11 protein-coding genes and 2 tRNA genes are annotated in these 13,186 nt (G+C 71.5%); 10 read left to right on the top strand and 3 right to left on the bottom strand.

Annotated features, from left to right (window positions below):
- Positions 1-63: 63 nt before the first annotated feature.
- Positions 64-873: a DNA-formamidopyrimidine glycosylase family protein gene (locus tag ABZ576_RS03430; RefSeq protein WP_360735246.1), complete on the top strand. Its 810-nt coding sequence runs from the start codon at positions 64-66 to the stop codon at positions 871-873.
- 37 nt (positions 874-910) lie between these two features.
- Here ABZ576_RS03430 and ABZ576_RS03425 read toward each other — a convergent pair whose 3' ends face one another.
- A complete protein-coding gene (locus tag ABZ576_RS03425) occupies positions 911-2,152 on the bottom strand; it encodes a GNAT family N-acetyltransferase (protein ID WP_360735244.1) in 1,242 nt (413 codons plus the stop codon).
- A gap of 171 nt (positions 2,153-2,323) precedes the next feature.
- Between ABZ576_RS03425 and ABZ576_RS03420 the strand changes: the two genes are divergently transcribed.
- Together ABZ576_RS03420 and ABZ576_RS03415 are read left to right on the top strand one after the other, a co-directional pair.
- Positions 2,324-3,496, top strand: coding sequence for a PP2C family protein-serine/threonine phosphatase (locus ABZ576_RS03420; RefSeq protein WP_360735242.1), 1,173 nt, complete (start codon positions 2,324-2,326; stop codon positions 3,494-3,496).
- A 25-nt stretch (positions 3,497-3,521) separates the two neighbouring features.
- Positions 3,522-3,989: an HD domain-containing protein gene (locus ABZ576_RS03415; RefSeq protein ID WP_360735240.1), complete on the top strand. Its 468-nt coding sequence runs from the start codon at positions 3,522-3,524 to the stop codon at positions 3,987-3,989.
- On the opposite strand, the gene ABZ576_RS03410 is transcribed toward ABZ576_RS03415, so the two are convergent.
- Entirely contained in the window at positions 3,986-5,173 is a 1,188-nt protein-coding gene (locus tag ABZ576_RS03410; RefSeq protein ID WP_360735238.1) for an acyltransferase family protein, read from the bottom strand. The genes ABZ576_RS03415 and ABZ576_RS03410 overlap by 4 nt on opposite strands.
- 449 nt (positions 5,174-5,622) lie before the next feature.
- On the opposite strand from ABZ576_RS03410, the gene ABZ576_RS03405 reads away from it, so the two are divergent.
- Positions 5,623-5,817, top strand: a complete 195-nt coding sequence (locus ABZ576_RS03405; protein WP_360735236.1) for a hypothetical protein — start codon at positions 5,623-5,625, stop codon at positions 5,815-5,817.
- Between the two features lie 97 nt (positions 5,818-5,914).
- A complete protein-coding gene (locus ABZ576_RS03400; RefSeq protein WP_360735234.1) occupies positions 5,915-8,059 on the top strand; it encodes a serine/threonine-protein kinase in 2,145 nt (714 codons plus the stop codon).
- Positions 8,060-8,126: 67 nt separating this feature from the next.
- On the opposite strand, the gene ABZ576_RS03395 is transcribed toward ABZ576_RS03400, so the two are convergent.
- Positions 8,127-8,200, bottom strand: a tRNA-Gly gene (locus ABZ576_RS03395).
- A gap of 160 nt (positions 8,201-8,360) precedes the next feature.
- Here ABZ576_RS03395 and ABZ576_RS03390 point away from each other — a divergent pair.
- The 5 genes from ABZ576_RS03390 to clpX all read left to right on the top strand — a co-directional run bounded on the left by ABZ576_RS03390 (position 8,361) and on the right by clpX (position 13,167).
- Positions 8,361-8,437 (top strand) — tRNA-Pro (locus ABZ576_RS03390).
- Positions 8,438-8,616: 179 nt separating this feature from the next.
- Positions 8,617-9,987, top strand: coding sequence for a trigger factor (gene tig, locus ABZ576_RS03385; RefSeq protein ID WP_360735232.1), 1,371 nt, complete (start codon positions 8,617-8,619; stop codon positions 9,985-9,987).
- A gap of 381 nt (positions 9,988-10,368) precedes the next feature.
- Positions 10,369-10,974 carry an ATP-dependent Clp protease proteolytic subunit gene (locus ABZ576_RS03380; RefSeq protein ID WP_360735525.1) on the top strand — a complete coding sequence of 202 codons (606 nt, stop codon included), beginning with the start codon at positions 10,369-10,371 and terminating at the stop codon, positions 10,972-10,974.
- 69 nt (positions 10,975-11,043) lie between these two features.
- Entirely contained in the window at positions 11,044-11,709 is a 666-nt protein-coding gene (locus ABZ576_RS03375) for an ATP-dependent Clp protease proteolytic subunit (RefSeq protein ID WP_360735230.1), read from the top strand.
- A 171-nt stretch (positions 11,710-11,880) separates the two neighbouring features.
- Complete coding sequence (gene clpX, locus ABZ576_RS03370; protein WP_030648610.1) at positions 11,881-13,167, top strand: ATP-dependent Clp protease ATP-binding subunit ClpX; 1,287 nt, start codon at positions 11,881-11,883, stop codon at positions 13,165-13,167.
- Positions 13,168-13,186 lie beyond the last annotated feature (19 nt).

Below are 13,186 nucleotides of genomic sequence, written 5' to 3'. Positions count from 1 at the left end.
TCCGCCCGCCCGGCCGCCCCGGACCGGCGGGCGGGCGGGAAAGACGGAAAGGACACGGCAGCCTTGCCGGAAGGGCACACGATTCACCGGCTGGCCCAGGACTACGCCGAGCGCTTCCGTGGCACGGCCCCCCGCGTCACCAGCCCCCAGGGCAAGTTCTCCGACGCCGCCGCCCTCCTGGACCGCACCGAGCTCACCGCCACCGAAGCCCACGGCAAGCACCTCTTCCTGCGCTTCCGGGACGCCGACTGGGTCCACATCCACCTCGGCCTCTTCGGCAAGGTCGGCTTCGGCGACGCGCCCGCGCCCCCGCCGACGGACACCGTCCGGCTCCGGCTGGCGAACGACACCTCGTACGTCGACCTGCGCGGCCCCACCACCTGCGCCCTGATCACGGACGGCGAGAAGGAGGCGATCCACCACCGGCTCGGCCCCGACCCGCTGCGCGCGGACGCCGACCCCGCCACCGCCTACCGGCGGATCTCCCGCAGCCGTACGACGATCGCCGCACTGCTCATGGACCAGAAGACCGTGGCCGGCGTCGGCAACGTCTACCGCGCCGAGGTCCTCTTCCGGCACGGCATCGACCCCTACCGCACGGGCCGGGACATCACCCCGGCCGAGTGGCACGCGATCTGGACCGACCTGGCCGAGCTGATGCGCGAGGGCGTGCGGAACAACCGGATCGACACCGTCCGCCCGGAGCACACCCCGGAGGCGATGGGCCGCCCGCCCCGCGTGGACGACCACGGCGGCGAGGTGTACGTCTACCGCCGCGCGAACCTGCCCTGCCACGTCTGCGGCGGCGAGATCCGCACCGCGGACCTCGCCGCCCGCAACCTCTTCTGGTGCCCGGCCTGCCAGAAACGGTGACCCGGGCGGTGCCCCGCCCCAGGGGGTGTCTCACCCCCTAGAAACCGTGCGACAGCCACGGGGCCACCGGTGAGCCGAACGCCACCGACGTCTCCGCCAGCGCCCCCGGCCGCAGCTCCCGCACCCGCCCGGCGGCGGCCAGCGACAGCAGGCTCACCCCGCCCAGGTAGGCCGCGCCCAGCTCCCGCACGGACACGGCGAGGTCGGCCGCGTCGGCCGTGCGCTCGCAGGAGGCGCCCTTCTGGTCGCCCGTCAGCCGCCAACGCCCCGCGTTCCAGGGGCAGAAGGCGTCCTCGACCTCGAACACGACGTCGACGGGCGTCAGATACGTCCGGGCCGACAGGGCCGCTCCCACGTCCACGAGGCGGACGTACCCGGCGTCCCGCGACCGCGGCAGACAGCGGCGGGTGTCGGAGACCAGGTGCTGCCAGGCGTCGTCGACCGGCCGGCTCCGCACCTTCAGCGTCGTCATCAGGTCGATGCCGAACAGGAAGCGCCACAGCGCGGCCTCGCTCGCGGGATCCAGCGCTGCCAGGTCCTCCAGGGTCACCGTGCCGTCGTGGCCGCTCGGCCCCCACCCCATCTTGGTGCGGAACCGGGCGTACCCGGTGATCACACCGCCCCGTTCGGCGACCACGCACTGCAGGGCGGACGCCCCCTCGCGCTCGCTCTCCGGGTCGAGCAGGGCGGTCCGCTCCCAGCCGGGCTGCCGCGCCAGCATGCCGGGGCGGCGGGGCACCAGGGCCGCGTACACCGTCTCGCAGTGCTCCAGGACATCGGCGGGCGGCGCGTAGCGCACGCGCACCTCGTCGGTGCCCGCGGGCAGCGCCAGCGTCACCCGGCCGGTGTCGATCTCGGCGTCGAGCTGGAAGGTCGCCGCGCCGTACCCGAAGCGGCCGTAGATCGCCGGCTCGGAGGCGAACAGCGCGGCCAGCGGTTCACCCTTGGCGCGGGCGTCGTCCAGCAGCCGGCGCATCATCGACGTCAGCACCCCGCGCCGCCGGTGCGTCGCGGCCACGCTGACCATCGTCACGCCCGCGGTGGGCACCACCGCCCCGCCCGGCACGGTCATCCGGAAGCTGAAGGCCCCGGACGTGCCGACGAGGGTCTCCCCGTCCCACACGGCCAGGGAGCGATCGAACTCGGTGAGCGATTTGTCCAGTTCGCGTTCTTCGGTGGAGGTCGGTCCGCCGCCGAACGCGCGGATCAGGTGCTCCCACCACCCATCGAACTCCTCCGGGCGCAGCGTCTTCAACTCGGTCCCGTGGTCAGTCCCCATGGGCCATGCCTATCAGGGCGAAGCGGGACCAGCCACCGAATTTCTCCCGCCGGGAACCCACCGGAAACCCGGCCGCAGCAGGCGGACGGACGGCGAAGCGGAATCTCGCAGGGGGGACAAGTGGGACCTCCCGTGCCAAGCGGCCGGTCCGCTGGATAGGGTCCCGGACTAATGGCAGCAGGACGACAGCGGCGCGCGAAGGCCGAGACGTTCACGGCACGGTGGCGGAAGCAGTGGCACCGGGCCCGCGTCGGCCTGCGCAGAAGCGCGGTGGACTACTTCCGCGGCGACGGTTCGGACTGGGTCGCCTTCGCCGGACTGCTGCTGGCCATCCCCTTCCTCGCGGCCATGACCCTGGCCGACGCGGTCTGGTGCTCCCCGGCCACCCTGGTGCTGCCGATCGTCGCGGGTGGCCTGCTGCTGCGCCCGGCGAGCCTGCTCGGGCTGTACGCGGCGGCGGCCACCGCGCTGATCGTGGAATCCGTGCGGCTCGGCCCGTACACCGAAGGCCCCTCCCGGGTCACCCCGGGCATCGTCCTGGTGGTCGCCGCGTGCGGCTTCTTCGGGCTGCTGACCGCGCAGTTCCGCAGCCGGGTCGGCGTGCCCTGGCGGCGCGGCGGCACCATGCTGTTCGACCTGCGCGAGCGGATCCGGGTGCAGAGCAAGCTGCCGAAACTGCCGCAGGGCTGGCACCACGAGATGGCGCTGCGCCCGGCGGGCGGGCAGTCCTTCTCCGGCGACTTCGTCGTCGCGGCCCGGACGAACGGCGGCCGCACGCTGGAGGTCGTGCTGACCGACGTCTCCGGCAAGGGCATGGACGCGGGCTCGCGGGCCCTGCTGCTGTCCGGCGCCTTCGGCGGCCTGCTCGGCTCGCTGCCCCCGCACGCCTTCCTGCCGGCCGCCAACGGCTATCTGCTCCGCCAGGACTGGGACGAGGGCTTCGCCACCTCCATCCACCTCGTCCTCGACCTGGACTCCGGGGACTACGAGCTGTACTCCGCCGGCCACCCGCCGGGGCTCCAGCTCAGCGCCGGCAGCGGGCGCTGGGAGGAGAAGGCGGCCGAGGGCCCGCTGCTCGGCGTGTACGACGGCGCCCAGTTCGACTCCGTGAAGGGCTCGCTGCGCCCCGGCGACGTGCTGATGCTGTTCACGGACGGCCTGGTGGAAACCTCCGACCGGGACATCGTGGAGGGCATCGACCGGCTCACCGGCGAGGCCGACCGCTATGTGGCCGGCGGTTTCCACGGCGCCGCCTGGCACCTCATCGAGGCGGTCGCCAAGGACGTCAACGACGACCGGGCCCTGCTGCTGATCTGCCGAGAGGCCTCGGCGAACACCCGCTGAACACACCCCGCACGGGAGACAACCGGTGACCCACCTCACCCTGGCCGAGGTCGAGGCCCTCGCCCGCGCCGCCCACGAGGGCCGGACCGACAAGGCCGGACGCCCGTACGCGGAGCACCTCGCCGCCGTCGCCGACGGCGTCCGCGCCCGCGGCGGGGACGCCGAGCAGATCGCCGCGGCCTGGCTGCACGACGCGCTGGAGGACGCCGCGCTGAGCGAGGAGTGGCTGGCGGCGGCCGCCCTCTCGGAGCGGACCAAGGCCGTCGTGCGCGCCCTCACCAAGCGGCCGGGGGAGCCGCCCGAGGCGTACGCGCGCCGGATCCTCGCCACCCCGGGGGCGCGCCTGGTGAAGGAGGCCGACCTGGCGCACAACGCCGACCCGGCCCGCCTCGCGGCACTGGACGGGCCGACCCGGGACCGGCTGACCGAGAAGTACGCCCGGATGCGCGCGCTCCTCGGCCTGGACCCGCGGGCCGGTGCCGGGGCGCGCTAGACGCCGACCTTCTCCCGCTCCTTCTGCCGCTCGCGGGCGAGCGCGGCGGCGTCCTGCCGGAAGGCCCACTCCATCTTCGGCTCCATCGCGAAGCGGAAGACCCGCTGCACGGGCCGGGTGCACAGCACCGTGACGGCCGCCGCCGCGGCCAGGGTCACCAGGATCTCGCCGAGCGGCCGGTGCAGCCAGGGGTGCTCGAACCAGCCGCGGTAGTCGCCGAGCTTCACCAGGAAGCCGTGCAGCAGATAGCCGTAGAGCGTGCCCGCGCCGAGCGCGGTGAACCACATGTGCCGGCGCGGCACCCAGGCGAAGAAGCAGGCCGTCAGCACCAGCGAGCAGCCCATCATGGCGAGCGTCATCACCGGGCCGGACCACCACGGGGCGCCCAGCTCCTGCGCGGAGTCGCGGTGGTAGAACCACGCGGTGTTCATGCGCGGCACCGCCCACCAGCCGACCGCCAGCGCCGCCGCGAACACCGGCACCGAGGCGATCCGCACCGAGCGGCGGCGCACCAGCTGGAAGTGCTCCGGCTTCATGCACAGGCCGAGCACGAAGTACGGCAGGAACTGCAGGACCCGCTGGAGGTCGAGGTCGTCACCGATGTTCGGGGTGACGGTCGCCAGCATCGCCAGGCCCAGGGCCAGCGGCACCGGCCAGCGCACCAGCTTCCAGACGGGGGTCGTCAGCCGCCACACGAACAGCGCGACCAGGAACCAGGTGAGATACCAGGGATCGAGGAGGCTGATCTCCTCGTGGGAGCCGGTGACGGCGTTCTTGAAGAGCGGGTACGCCGTCTCGAACAGGACGTACGGCACGGCGACGCCGGTGATCAGCCGCTTGAGCCGGTCGGGCCGCATGTCGAAACTGCGCGAGAAGAAACCGGAGATGAGGATGAACGCCGGCATGTGGAAGCTGTACACGACGGTGTACACGCCTTCCAGGATCCGGCTGTCGCCCTTCAGCGGTTCCCACGCGTGCCCCATCGCGACCAGCACGATGGCCAGGTACTTGGCGTTGTCGAAGAACGCGTCGCGCTGCCCGCCGCCGGGTCTGTCCGCCGCCCGCCCGGGGCGCGGCTGCTGCGCGCTCACGGGGGTACGCGGAGTGGGCACTCCGTCCGCCGGCGACTGTGCCGGGGGGAGCGGCCTGCGGTTCTGGCCGGGGGACGAGGCGGCGTCAAACATCTCAGGCACCCTAGCGTCGTCTGCGGGATTTCGTAAAACTCCCGCAGTCATTCCTGGTTATCGACTTCGGGTACCCGGTTATTTACCGAACTTGCCACCCCTGTCCACGTGATGGTGGGCACACCCGAGTCGCTGGTTCACCCAGGATGTCCCGATTCATCATGACTAATTAGGGCATACGTCGTCTCTATGGGTCTCTGTGGCATCAATTCGAATTACCTGCGCAGGGGATGTGTGGGCGCGGAAACGAAGTCGGGGTAATTCTTGGCGCGCCGGCGGCGGCCGGCCGGTCGAATTGCAGTGCGGGACATCGCCCGCGGCGGGCGGGCGTCCGACGTTGCGTCACGGGCCGCATGAGGCGGCCGGGTTGGTGGCACGATGGTTCTGGCGGGGGTGCGCGGGCCGTACCTCCGGGCCGGGAGAGCGGACCGACCGAGGGTGTGATCAGTGTGGCCATTTCACTGTCTGTGGTGCTGCTGTTGGCGATCATCCTGGTGGTCCTCATCCGAGGGGGGAACATCAAGGCCGGCCCCGCCATCGTCGCGATCCTCTTCGGCTTCTTCCTCGCCTCGACCGGCATGGCACCATCGATCAACCGCTTCCTCAACTCGATAGCGGACTCGATCAACGCGATCAGGTTCTGACCCGGCGGGGGAGCCGGACGGACCGGTCGAACGGGACGGCGGGGAGCCGGACGGCACAGCGGGCCGGACGGCTGGAACAACGGGGGGACGTACGGGAATGGCGCTGCGCGATTCCGACCCGAGGGAGGTCGGCGGCTACCGGATCGAGGACCGCCTGGGCAGCGGCGGCATGGGCGTGGTCTACCTCGCCCGCTCCGCCTCCGGCCGCCGGCTCGCCGTCAAGGTCGTCCACGGCCAGTACGCCGACGACGACGAGTTCCGCATCCGGTTCCGCCGCGAGCTGGCCGCCGCCCGGCAGGTCAGCGGCGCCTTCACGGCCCCCGTGGTGGACGCCGACGCCGATGCCGCACGCCCCTGGATGGCCACGCTCTACATCCCCGGCGAGGACCTCGGCAGCCACGTCCGCCGGCACGGCCCGCTGCCGCCCGCCCGGCTGCGCGACCTCGCCGCCGGCCTCGCCGAGGCACTGCGCGACATCCACCGCGCCGGAGTGGTCCACCGGGACCTGAAACCGGCCAACGTCATGCTCGCCGAGGACGGCCCCCGGGTCATCGACTTCGGCATCTCCCGGGCCGCCGAGGCCGCCGGCATGGACGCCCTCACCCAGACCGGCCGGGTGATGGGCACCCCGCCCTTCATGTCCCCCGAGCAGTTCGCCTCCCCGCACGAGGTGGGTCCGGCCACCGACATCTTCTCCCTCGGCGCGGTCCTGGTGTACGCCGCCACCCGGCGCGGCCCCTTCGACAGCCCGAGCCCCTGGGAGACGGCGACCCGGGTCGTCGAGGGCGACGCCGACCTGACCGGCGTCCCCGGCGACCTGCTCCCCTTCGTCCGCCTCTGCCTGGAGAAGCACCCCAAGTCACGCCCCGGCCCCGGCGAGCTCCTGCACCTGCTGCGCGAGGGGCGGCTGCCCGACCCGCGCCCCGAGCCCGACCCGCCCGTCGCCGAGCCCGGCCGTCCGCGCCGGCGCCGCTGGTGGCCCGCCGCCGTGGCCGCCACCGCCGTACTGGCCGCCGTGGCCGCCACCACCACCGTCCTCGCCCGCGACGGCGGGAGCGCCCCGCACGACCTGCCGGCCGGCTGGCATGCCTGGCACCGGCAGGCCGTGGACCCCACGGCCGGGAACGAACAGTCCGTGGGGCCGAGCGAACCGTTCAGCCACTGCGCCGTGGCGGACCGGGCGCTGCTGTGCGCCGGCGACGGGATCATGGCCGCCCGCTTCACCCTGGCGAGCGGCCGCAACACCTGGACCCGGCCCATGGACCCCACCCCCGCCCAGACCTCCGCCAGCGGCGGCGGCGCGATCATCGGCACCCGCCCCGGCGCCGTCTACGTCTTCGGCGCCGACAGCACCGACATCGGATCCGGCGAGGACGGCGAGAGCCGCACCCGGTACACCGTGCAGGCCCTGGAGCCGGACACCGGCGAGCCGGTGTGGAGCACGGTCGTCTCCGAGAACGTGGACGGCTTCGGCCCGGAGTTCACGGGCGCCGTCGCCACCCCGGCCGGGGTCGTCACGGCCTACGGCGACGCCGCCGGCTCCTACGCCCTGCTCGACGCCGCGCACGGTGAGGTCCGCTGGCGGCACAAGCTGCCCGGCGGCGCGAACGGCGACTGCGGACTGACCGGCGCCGGCGGCGAGGCGTACCTGGTCTGCCGCACCGCCGACGACGACGGGGACAACGCCCGCACCACCGTCGCCCGGCTCGACCCCGCCACCGGCGAGGCCCGCTGGCGGATCACGGCGAAAGGCGCGCTGATTCCGTTCGGGCAGGCCCAGGGCCGTCTGGTGCTGGGCACCGACCCGCTCACGGACAAGCTGACCGGCCTGACCCTGATCGACGCCGACTCGCACGTCCTGACGACCGTACGGCTGTCCACCCCGCGCACCGCCTCGGGCGCCTCCGTCGTCCGCGGCACCCTCTACCTCACCCTCACCAGCGGCAGCGTCCGCGCCATCGACCCGCGGACCGGGCGGGAACTGTGGCAGAGCAACTCCACCGTCGAGCAGCCCGGCCCGCCCACCGCCTCCTCCACCCGTCTCTTCCTGGCCTCGCCCACCGGCCGGCTGGCCGCCCTGGACCTGCGCACCGGCGAGGTCACCGGCACCCTCCCCGGCCGGGACGACGGCGAGGGCAGCGGCTCCGGCATCACCCCGGCGGCCCCCGTCCTGTCCGGCGACGCGCTCTACGTCCCCTACGGCATGCGCTCGGTCTACAGCGTGGACGTCGGCGACCTGTGAGTCCGCCGTACCGGAAACGGCCCGGGGCCGGACGGAGGAAACATCCTGCGTCCGGCCCCGGGCCGAGTGGAGCGGGCGACGGGAATCGAACCCGCGTAGCTAGTTTGGAAGACTAGGGCTCTACCATTGAGCTACGCCCGCAGCAGCGAGCCGCAGGTCGGTGACCGCGGCGCTGAAGGCATCGTAGCGGGTCGCCCGCCGCCGAGGCCAACGAATGGGCCCCGGAGGCGCCGCGCGCGCCGCCCCCCGGAATGCGGCCGACGCGACCGGCCGGGGCATGTACCCTACGTGTCGCACCAGACGGGGTGTGGCGCAGCTTGGTAGCGCGTCCGCTTTGGGAGCGGAAGGCCGTGGGTTCAAATCCCGCCACCCCGACCACCGGCTCGCGACGTCGCGATGATCGCCTTTTGGGGCGCTGACCGGCTGCGGTTACTATGCAAGCTGCGCGCCCGTGTGTCCCGGCCCTCACGGCCTACGAACTCCTCCGGGCGGCTAAATCCGCCGGACCCGTCGGGTCCCGGCAGAACCCGAGAAGTCAGCCACAAGGAGACCGAACCGTGAAGAGCGCCGTGGAGACCCTGAACCCGACCCGGGTTCGGCTCACTGTCGAGGTGCCCTTCGAGGAGCTCAAGGACAGCCTCGACGCGGCGTACAAGAAGATCAACCAGCAGGTCACGGTGAAGGGCTTCCGCAAGGGCAAGATCCCGGCCCGCGTGATCGACCAGCGGTTCGGCCGCGGTGCGGTGCTGGAGGAGGCCGTCAACGACGCGCTGCCCAAGTTCTACACCGAGGCGGTCAACGAGGCCGAGCTGAGCCCGCTGGGCCAGCCCGAGGTCGACATCACCGAGCTGAAGGACGGCGAGACGCTGAACTTCACCGCCGAGGTCGACGTCCGCCCGGCCCTGGAGATCCCGGACTACTCCGGCATCGAGGTCGAGGTCGACGCCGTCGAGGTCACCGACGAGGACGTCGAGAAGTCGATCGAGCAGCTCCGTGAGCGCTTCGCCTCGACCTCCCCGGTCGAGCGCGCCGCCGAGGACGGCGACGTCGTCACCATCGACCTGGAGGCCAAGGTCGACGGCGAGGTGCTGGAGGACGGCATCGCCAACGGCGTCTCCTACACGATCGGCTCCGGCGAGCTGCTGGACGGCATCGACGACGCCGTCAAGGGCAAGTCGGCCGGCGAGGAGGCCACCTTCACCTCCGAGCTGAAGGGCGGCTCCGCCGCGGGCAAGGAGGCCGAGGTCACCGTCAAGGTCACCCAGGTCGCCGCCCGTGAACTGCCCGAGCTGGACGACGAGTTCGCGCAGCTCGCCTCCGAGTTCGACACCCTGGACGAGCTGAAGGCCGACAGCCGCAAGCGTCTGGCCAACATGAAGCAGTTCGACCAGGCCACCCAGGCCCAGGAGCGCGTCCTGGAGAAGCTGCTGGAGCTGGTCGAGGTCCCGGTCCCCGAGAAGCTGCTCGAGGACGAGATCAACACCCGCAAGCACAACCTGGAGCACCACCAGCTCGGCCAGATGGGCCTCACCCTCGACAAGTACCTGGAGATCCAGGGCAAGACCGCCGAGGAGTTCGAGACCGAGACCCGCGAGGCCGCGGTCAAGGGCATCAAGACCCAGTTCGTCCTCGACGAGCTGGTCAAGAAGGAGCAGCTGAACGTCAACCAGGAGGAGCTCACCGAGCACCTCATGCGGCGTGCGGCCTCCTCCGGCATGTCCCCCGACCAGTTCGCCCAGGCCGTCGTCGAGGGTGGCCAGGTGCCGCTCCTGGTCGGCGAGGTCGCCCGCGGCAAGGCCCTGGCCGTCGTGGTCGAGGCCGCCACGGTGAAGGACACCAACGGCGAGATCGTCGACCTGGACGACGAGGAGGAGGAGACCGAGGCCGCCGAGGCGTCGGAGACCTCCGAGGAGAAGGCCGAGGGCTGAGCGGTCCCGCGGCGCCTCCGAAGCGCGTACGACGGGCCCTGGGGAGTTTCCCCGGGGCCCGTCGCCGTACCGGCGGACGGCGGGCCCGCAGGGGCGCCGGGGCGGCGCCACGGCCCGCCGGGGCCCCGCGGGGCGCGGCGGGCCCCGCACACCACCGGCGCACCGCCCCGTCCCCCGTGGCACCGCACCGGCCCCCCGCGCCGGCGCTACGCCCCCGGCGAACACCGTCATCTCCGGGATTCCCCGAAGGGGCCTGAGCGTTAGGGTCCATGAATACGAGGGCAGGGGAGTCTCCTGAACCCCCCGCTAAGCCCCGGCAGGAACACGTGAAGACGGCCCGGCGCCGTCGTAAGACGAGCAGGTGGATACGTGACGAATCTGATGCCCTCCGCCGCCGGCGAGCCTTCCATCGGTGGTGGCCTCGGCGACCAGGTCTACAACCGGCTGCTCAACGAGCGGATCATCTTCCTCGGTCAGCAGGTCGACGACGACATCGCCAACAAGATCACCGCACAGCTGCTGCTCCTCGCCGCCGACCCGGACAAGGACGTCTACCTCTACATCAACAGCCCCGGCGGCTCGGTGACGGCCGGCATGGCGATCTACGACACCATGCAGTACATCCCGAACGACGTGGTCACGATCGCCATGGGCATGGCGGCCTCGATGGGCCAGTTCCTGCTCACCGGCGGCGCCGCCGGCAAGCGCTTCGCCCTGCCGCACGCGGACATCATGATGCACCAGGGCTCCGCCGGCCTCGGCGGTACGGTCTCGGACATCAAGATCCAGGCCGAGTACCTGCTGCGCACCAAGAAGCGCATGGCCGAGCTGACCGCGCGGCACTCGGGCCAGTCGGTCGAGGCGATCATCCGCGACGGCGACCGCGACCGCTGGTTCACCCCGGAAGAGGCCAAGGAGTACGGTCTCATTGACGAGATCATCACGCACGCCTCGGGTGTTCCGGGAGGCGGCGGCACCGGTGCCTGACCGGCCCGGCCACGCCACGCACCGCCGAGACCGAAGCCCCCAGAACGCCACCAGGACGGTGAACACCCCATGAGCAACTTCCCCGGCGCCGCCAACGGCATGTACGAAGGGCCCCGCCCCGACAGCCGCTACGTCATCCCGCGCTTCGTCGAGCGCACCTCCCAGGGCATCCGCGAGTACGACCCGTACGCGAAGCTCTTCGAGGAGCGCGTGATCTTCCTGGGCGTCCAGATCGACGACGCCTCCGCCAACGACGTCATGGCGCAGCTGCTGTGCCTGGAGTCGATGGACCCCGACCGGGACATCTCGATCTACATCAACAGCCCCGGTGGCGACATGACCGCTCTGACGGCGATCTACGACACGATGCAGTTCGTGAAGCCCGACATCCAGACGGTCTGCATGGGCCAGGCGGCCTCCGCCGCGGCCATCCTGCTCGCCGCCGGTACGCCGGGCAAGCGCATGGCGCTGCCGAACTCGCGCGTGCTGATCCACCAGCCGGCGGGCTCCACCGGCCGCGGTCAGCTCTCCGACCTGGAGATCATCGCCAACGAGTTCACCCGGATGCGTGAGCAGCTGGAGAACATGCTGGCCAAGCACACCAACCGGCCGATCGAGAAGATCCGCGAGGACATCGAGCGCGACAAGATCCTCACGGCCGAGGAGGCGCTGGAGTACGGCCTCGTCGACCAGATCATCTCCACCCGCAAGCTGAACAACGCAGCGGTCCGCTGACGCGGAACGCGGCACTCCGGGCCCCTCTCGGCACGGCTCAGGTCAAAGTGAACCCTGCCAAGAGGGGCCCGAACACCGGGCCCGGCAAGGTACCGTCGGACATAAGGCAGCACCAGGAGTCTGCTGGACTCGTTACGTCCAGGCGTCTCCCAGGCGAAGGGGAAGCACACCGTGGCACGCATCGGTGACGGCGGCGATCTGCTCAAGTGCTCGTTCTGCGGCAAGAGCCAGAAGCAGGTCAAGAAGCTCATCGCAGGGCCCGGTGTGTACATCTGCGACGAGTGCATCGATCTCTGCAACGAGATCATCGAGGAAGAGCTCGCGGAGACCAGCGAGGTCCGCTGGGAGGAACTGCCCAAGCCGCGCGAGATCTACGAGTTCCTCGAGGGCTACGTGGTCGGCCAGGAGGCCGCCAAGAAGGCGCTCTCCGTCGCGGTGTACAACCACTACAAGCGGGTCCAGGCGGGCGAGAACGGCGGCGCGAGCGGCCGTGACGACGCGATCGAGCTGGCAAAGTCCAACATCCTGCTGCTGGGCCCCACCGGCTCCGGCAAGACCCTGCTCGCCCAGACGCTGGCACGCATGCTGAACGTGCCGTTCGCCATCGCCGACGCCACGGCGCTGACCGAGGCGGGCTACGTGGGCGAGGACGTCGAGAACATCCTGCTCAAGCTCATCCAGGCGGCCGACTACGACGTCAAGAAGGCCGAGACCGGGATCATCTACATCGACGAGATCGACAAGGTCGCCCGGAAGAGCGAGAACCCGTCGATCACGCGTGACGTCTCCGGCGAGGGCGTCCAGCAGGCCCTGCTGAAGATCCTCGAAGGGACCACGGCCTCGGTCCCGCCGCAGGGCGGACGCAAGCACCCGCACCAGGAGTTCATCCAGATCGACACGACGAACGTCCTGTTCATCGTGGGCGGCGCCTTCGCGGGCCTGGAGAAGATCATCGAGGCCCGGGCCGGCGCCAAGGGCATCGGCTTCGGCGCGACGATCCTGTCCAAGCGCGAGCTGGAGTCCAAGGACGTCTTCGAGGACGTCATGCCGGAGGACCTGGTCAAGTTCGGCATGATCCCCGAGTTCATCGGCCGCCTCCCGGTCATCACGTCGGTCCACAACCTGGACCGCGAGGCCCTGCTCAAGATCCTCGTCGAGCCGCGCAACGCGCTCGTCAAGCAGTACCAGCGCCTGTTCGAACTCGACGGCGTCGAGCTGGACTTCGAGCGCGAGGCCCTGGAGGCCATCGCCGACCAGGCCATCCTCCGCCAGACCGGCGCCCGCGGCCTGCGCGCCATCATGGAGGAGGTCCTCCAGGGCGTGATGTACGAGGTCCCGTCCCGCAAGGACGTCGCCCGCGTCGTCATCACCGCCGACGTGGTCCTCTCCAACGTCAACCCGACCCTGATCCCGCGCGACGCCCGCGGCCGGGGCTCGGGCGAGCAGAAGACGGCGTAACGCGCGAGGAGCGCACGAA

Origin of the sequence: Streptomyces sp. NPDC013455 (assembly GCF_040632975.1) — a bacterium.
In the GTDB taxonomy this organism is placed as follows: domain Bacteria; phylum Actinomycetota; class Actinomycetes; order Streptomycetales; family Streptomycetaceae; genus Streptomyces.
The sequence above is the reverse complement of the archived record's forward strand: the minus strand, read 5'-3'. Positions and strand labels throughout refer to the sequence as shown.

Excerpts from the sequence above, each read along its gene's own strand:
- ABZ576_RS03400 (WP_360735234.1), top strand. The coding sequence starts at position 5,915 with ATGGCGCTGCGCGATTCCGACCCGAGGGAGGTCGGCGGCTACCGGATC.
- ABZ576_RS03420 (WP_360735242.1), top strand. The coding sequence starts at position 2,324 with ATGGCAGCAGGACGACAGCGGCGCGCGAAGGCCGAGACGTTCACGGCA.
- ABZ576_RS03375 (WP_360735230.1), top strand. The coding sequence starts at position 11,044 with ATGAGCAACTTCCCCGGCGCCGCCAACGGCATGTACGAAGGGCCCCGC.
- ABZ576_RS03380 (WP_360735525.1), top strand. The coding sequence starts at position 10,369 with ATGCCCTCCGCCGCCGGCGAGCCTTCCATCGGTGGTGGCCTCGGCGAC.
- ABZ576_RS03425 (WP_360735244.1), bottom strand. The coding sequence starts at position 2,152 with ATGGGGACTGACCACGGGACCGAGTTGAAGACGCTGCGCCCGGAGGAG.
- ABZ576_RS03410 (WP_360735238.1), bottom strand. The coding sequence starts at position 5,173 with ATGTTTGACGCCGCCTCGTCCCCCGGCCAGAACCGCAGGCCGCTCCCC.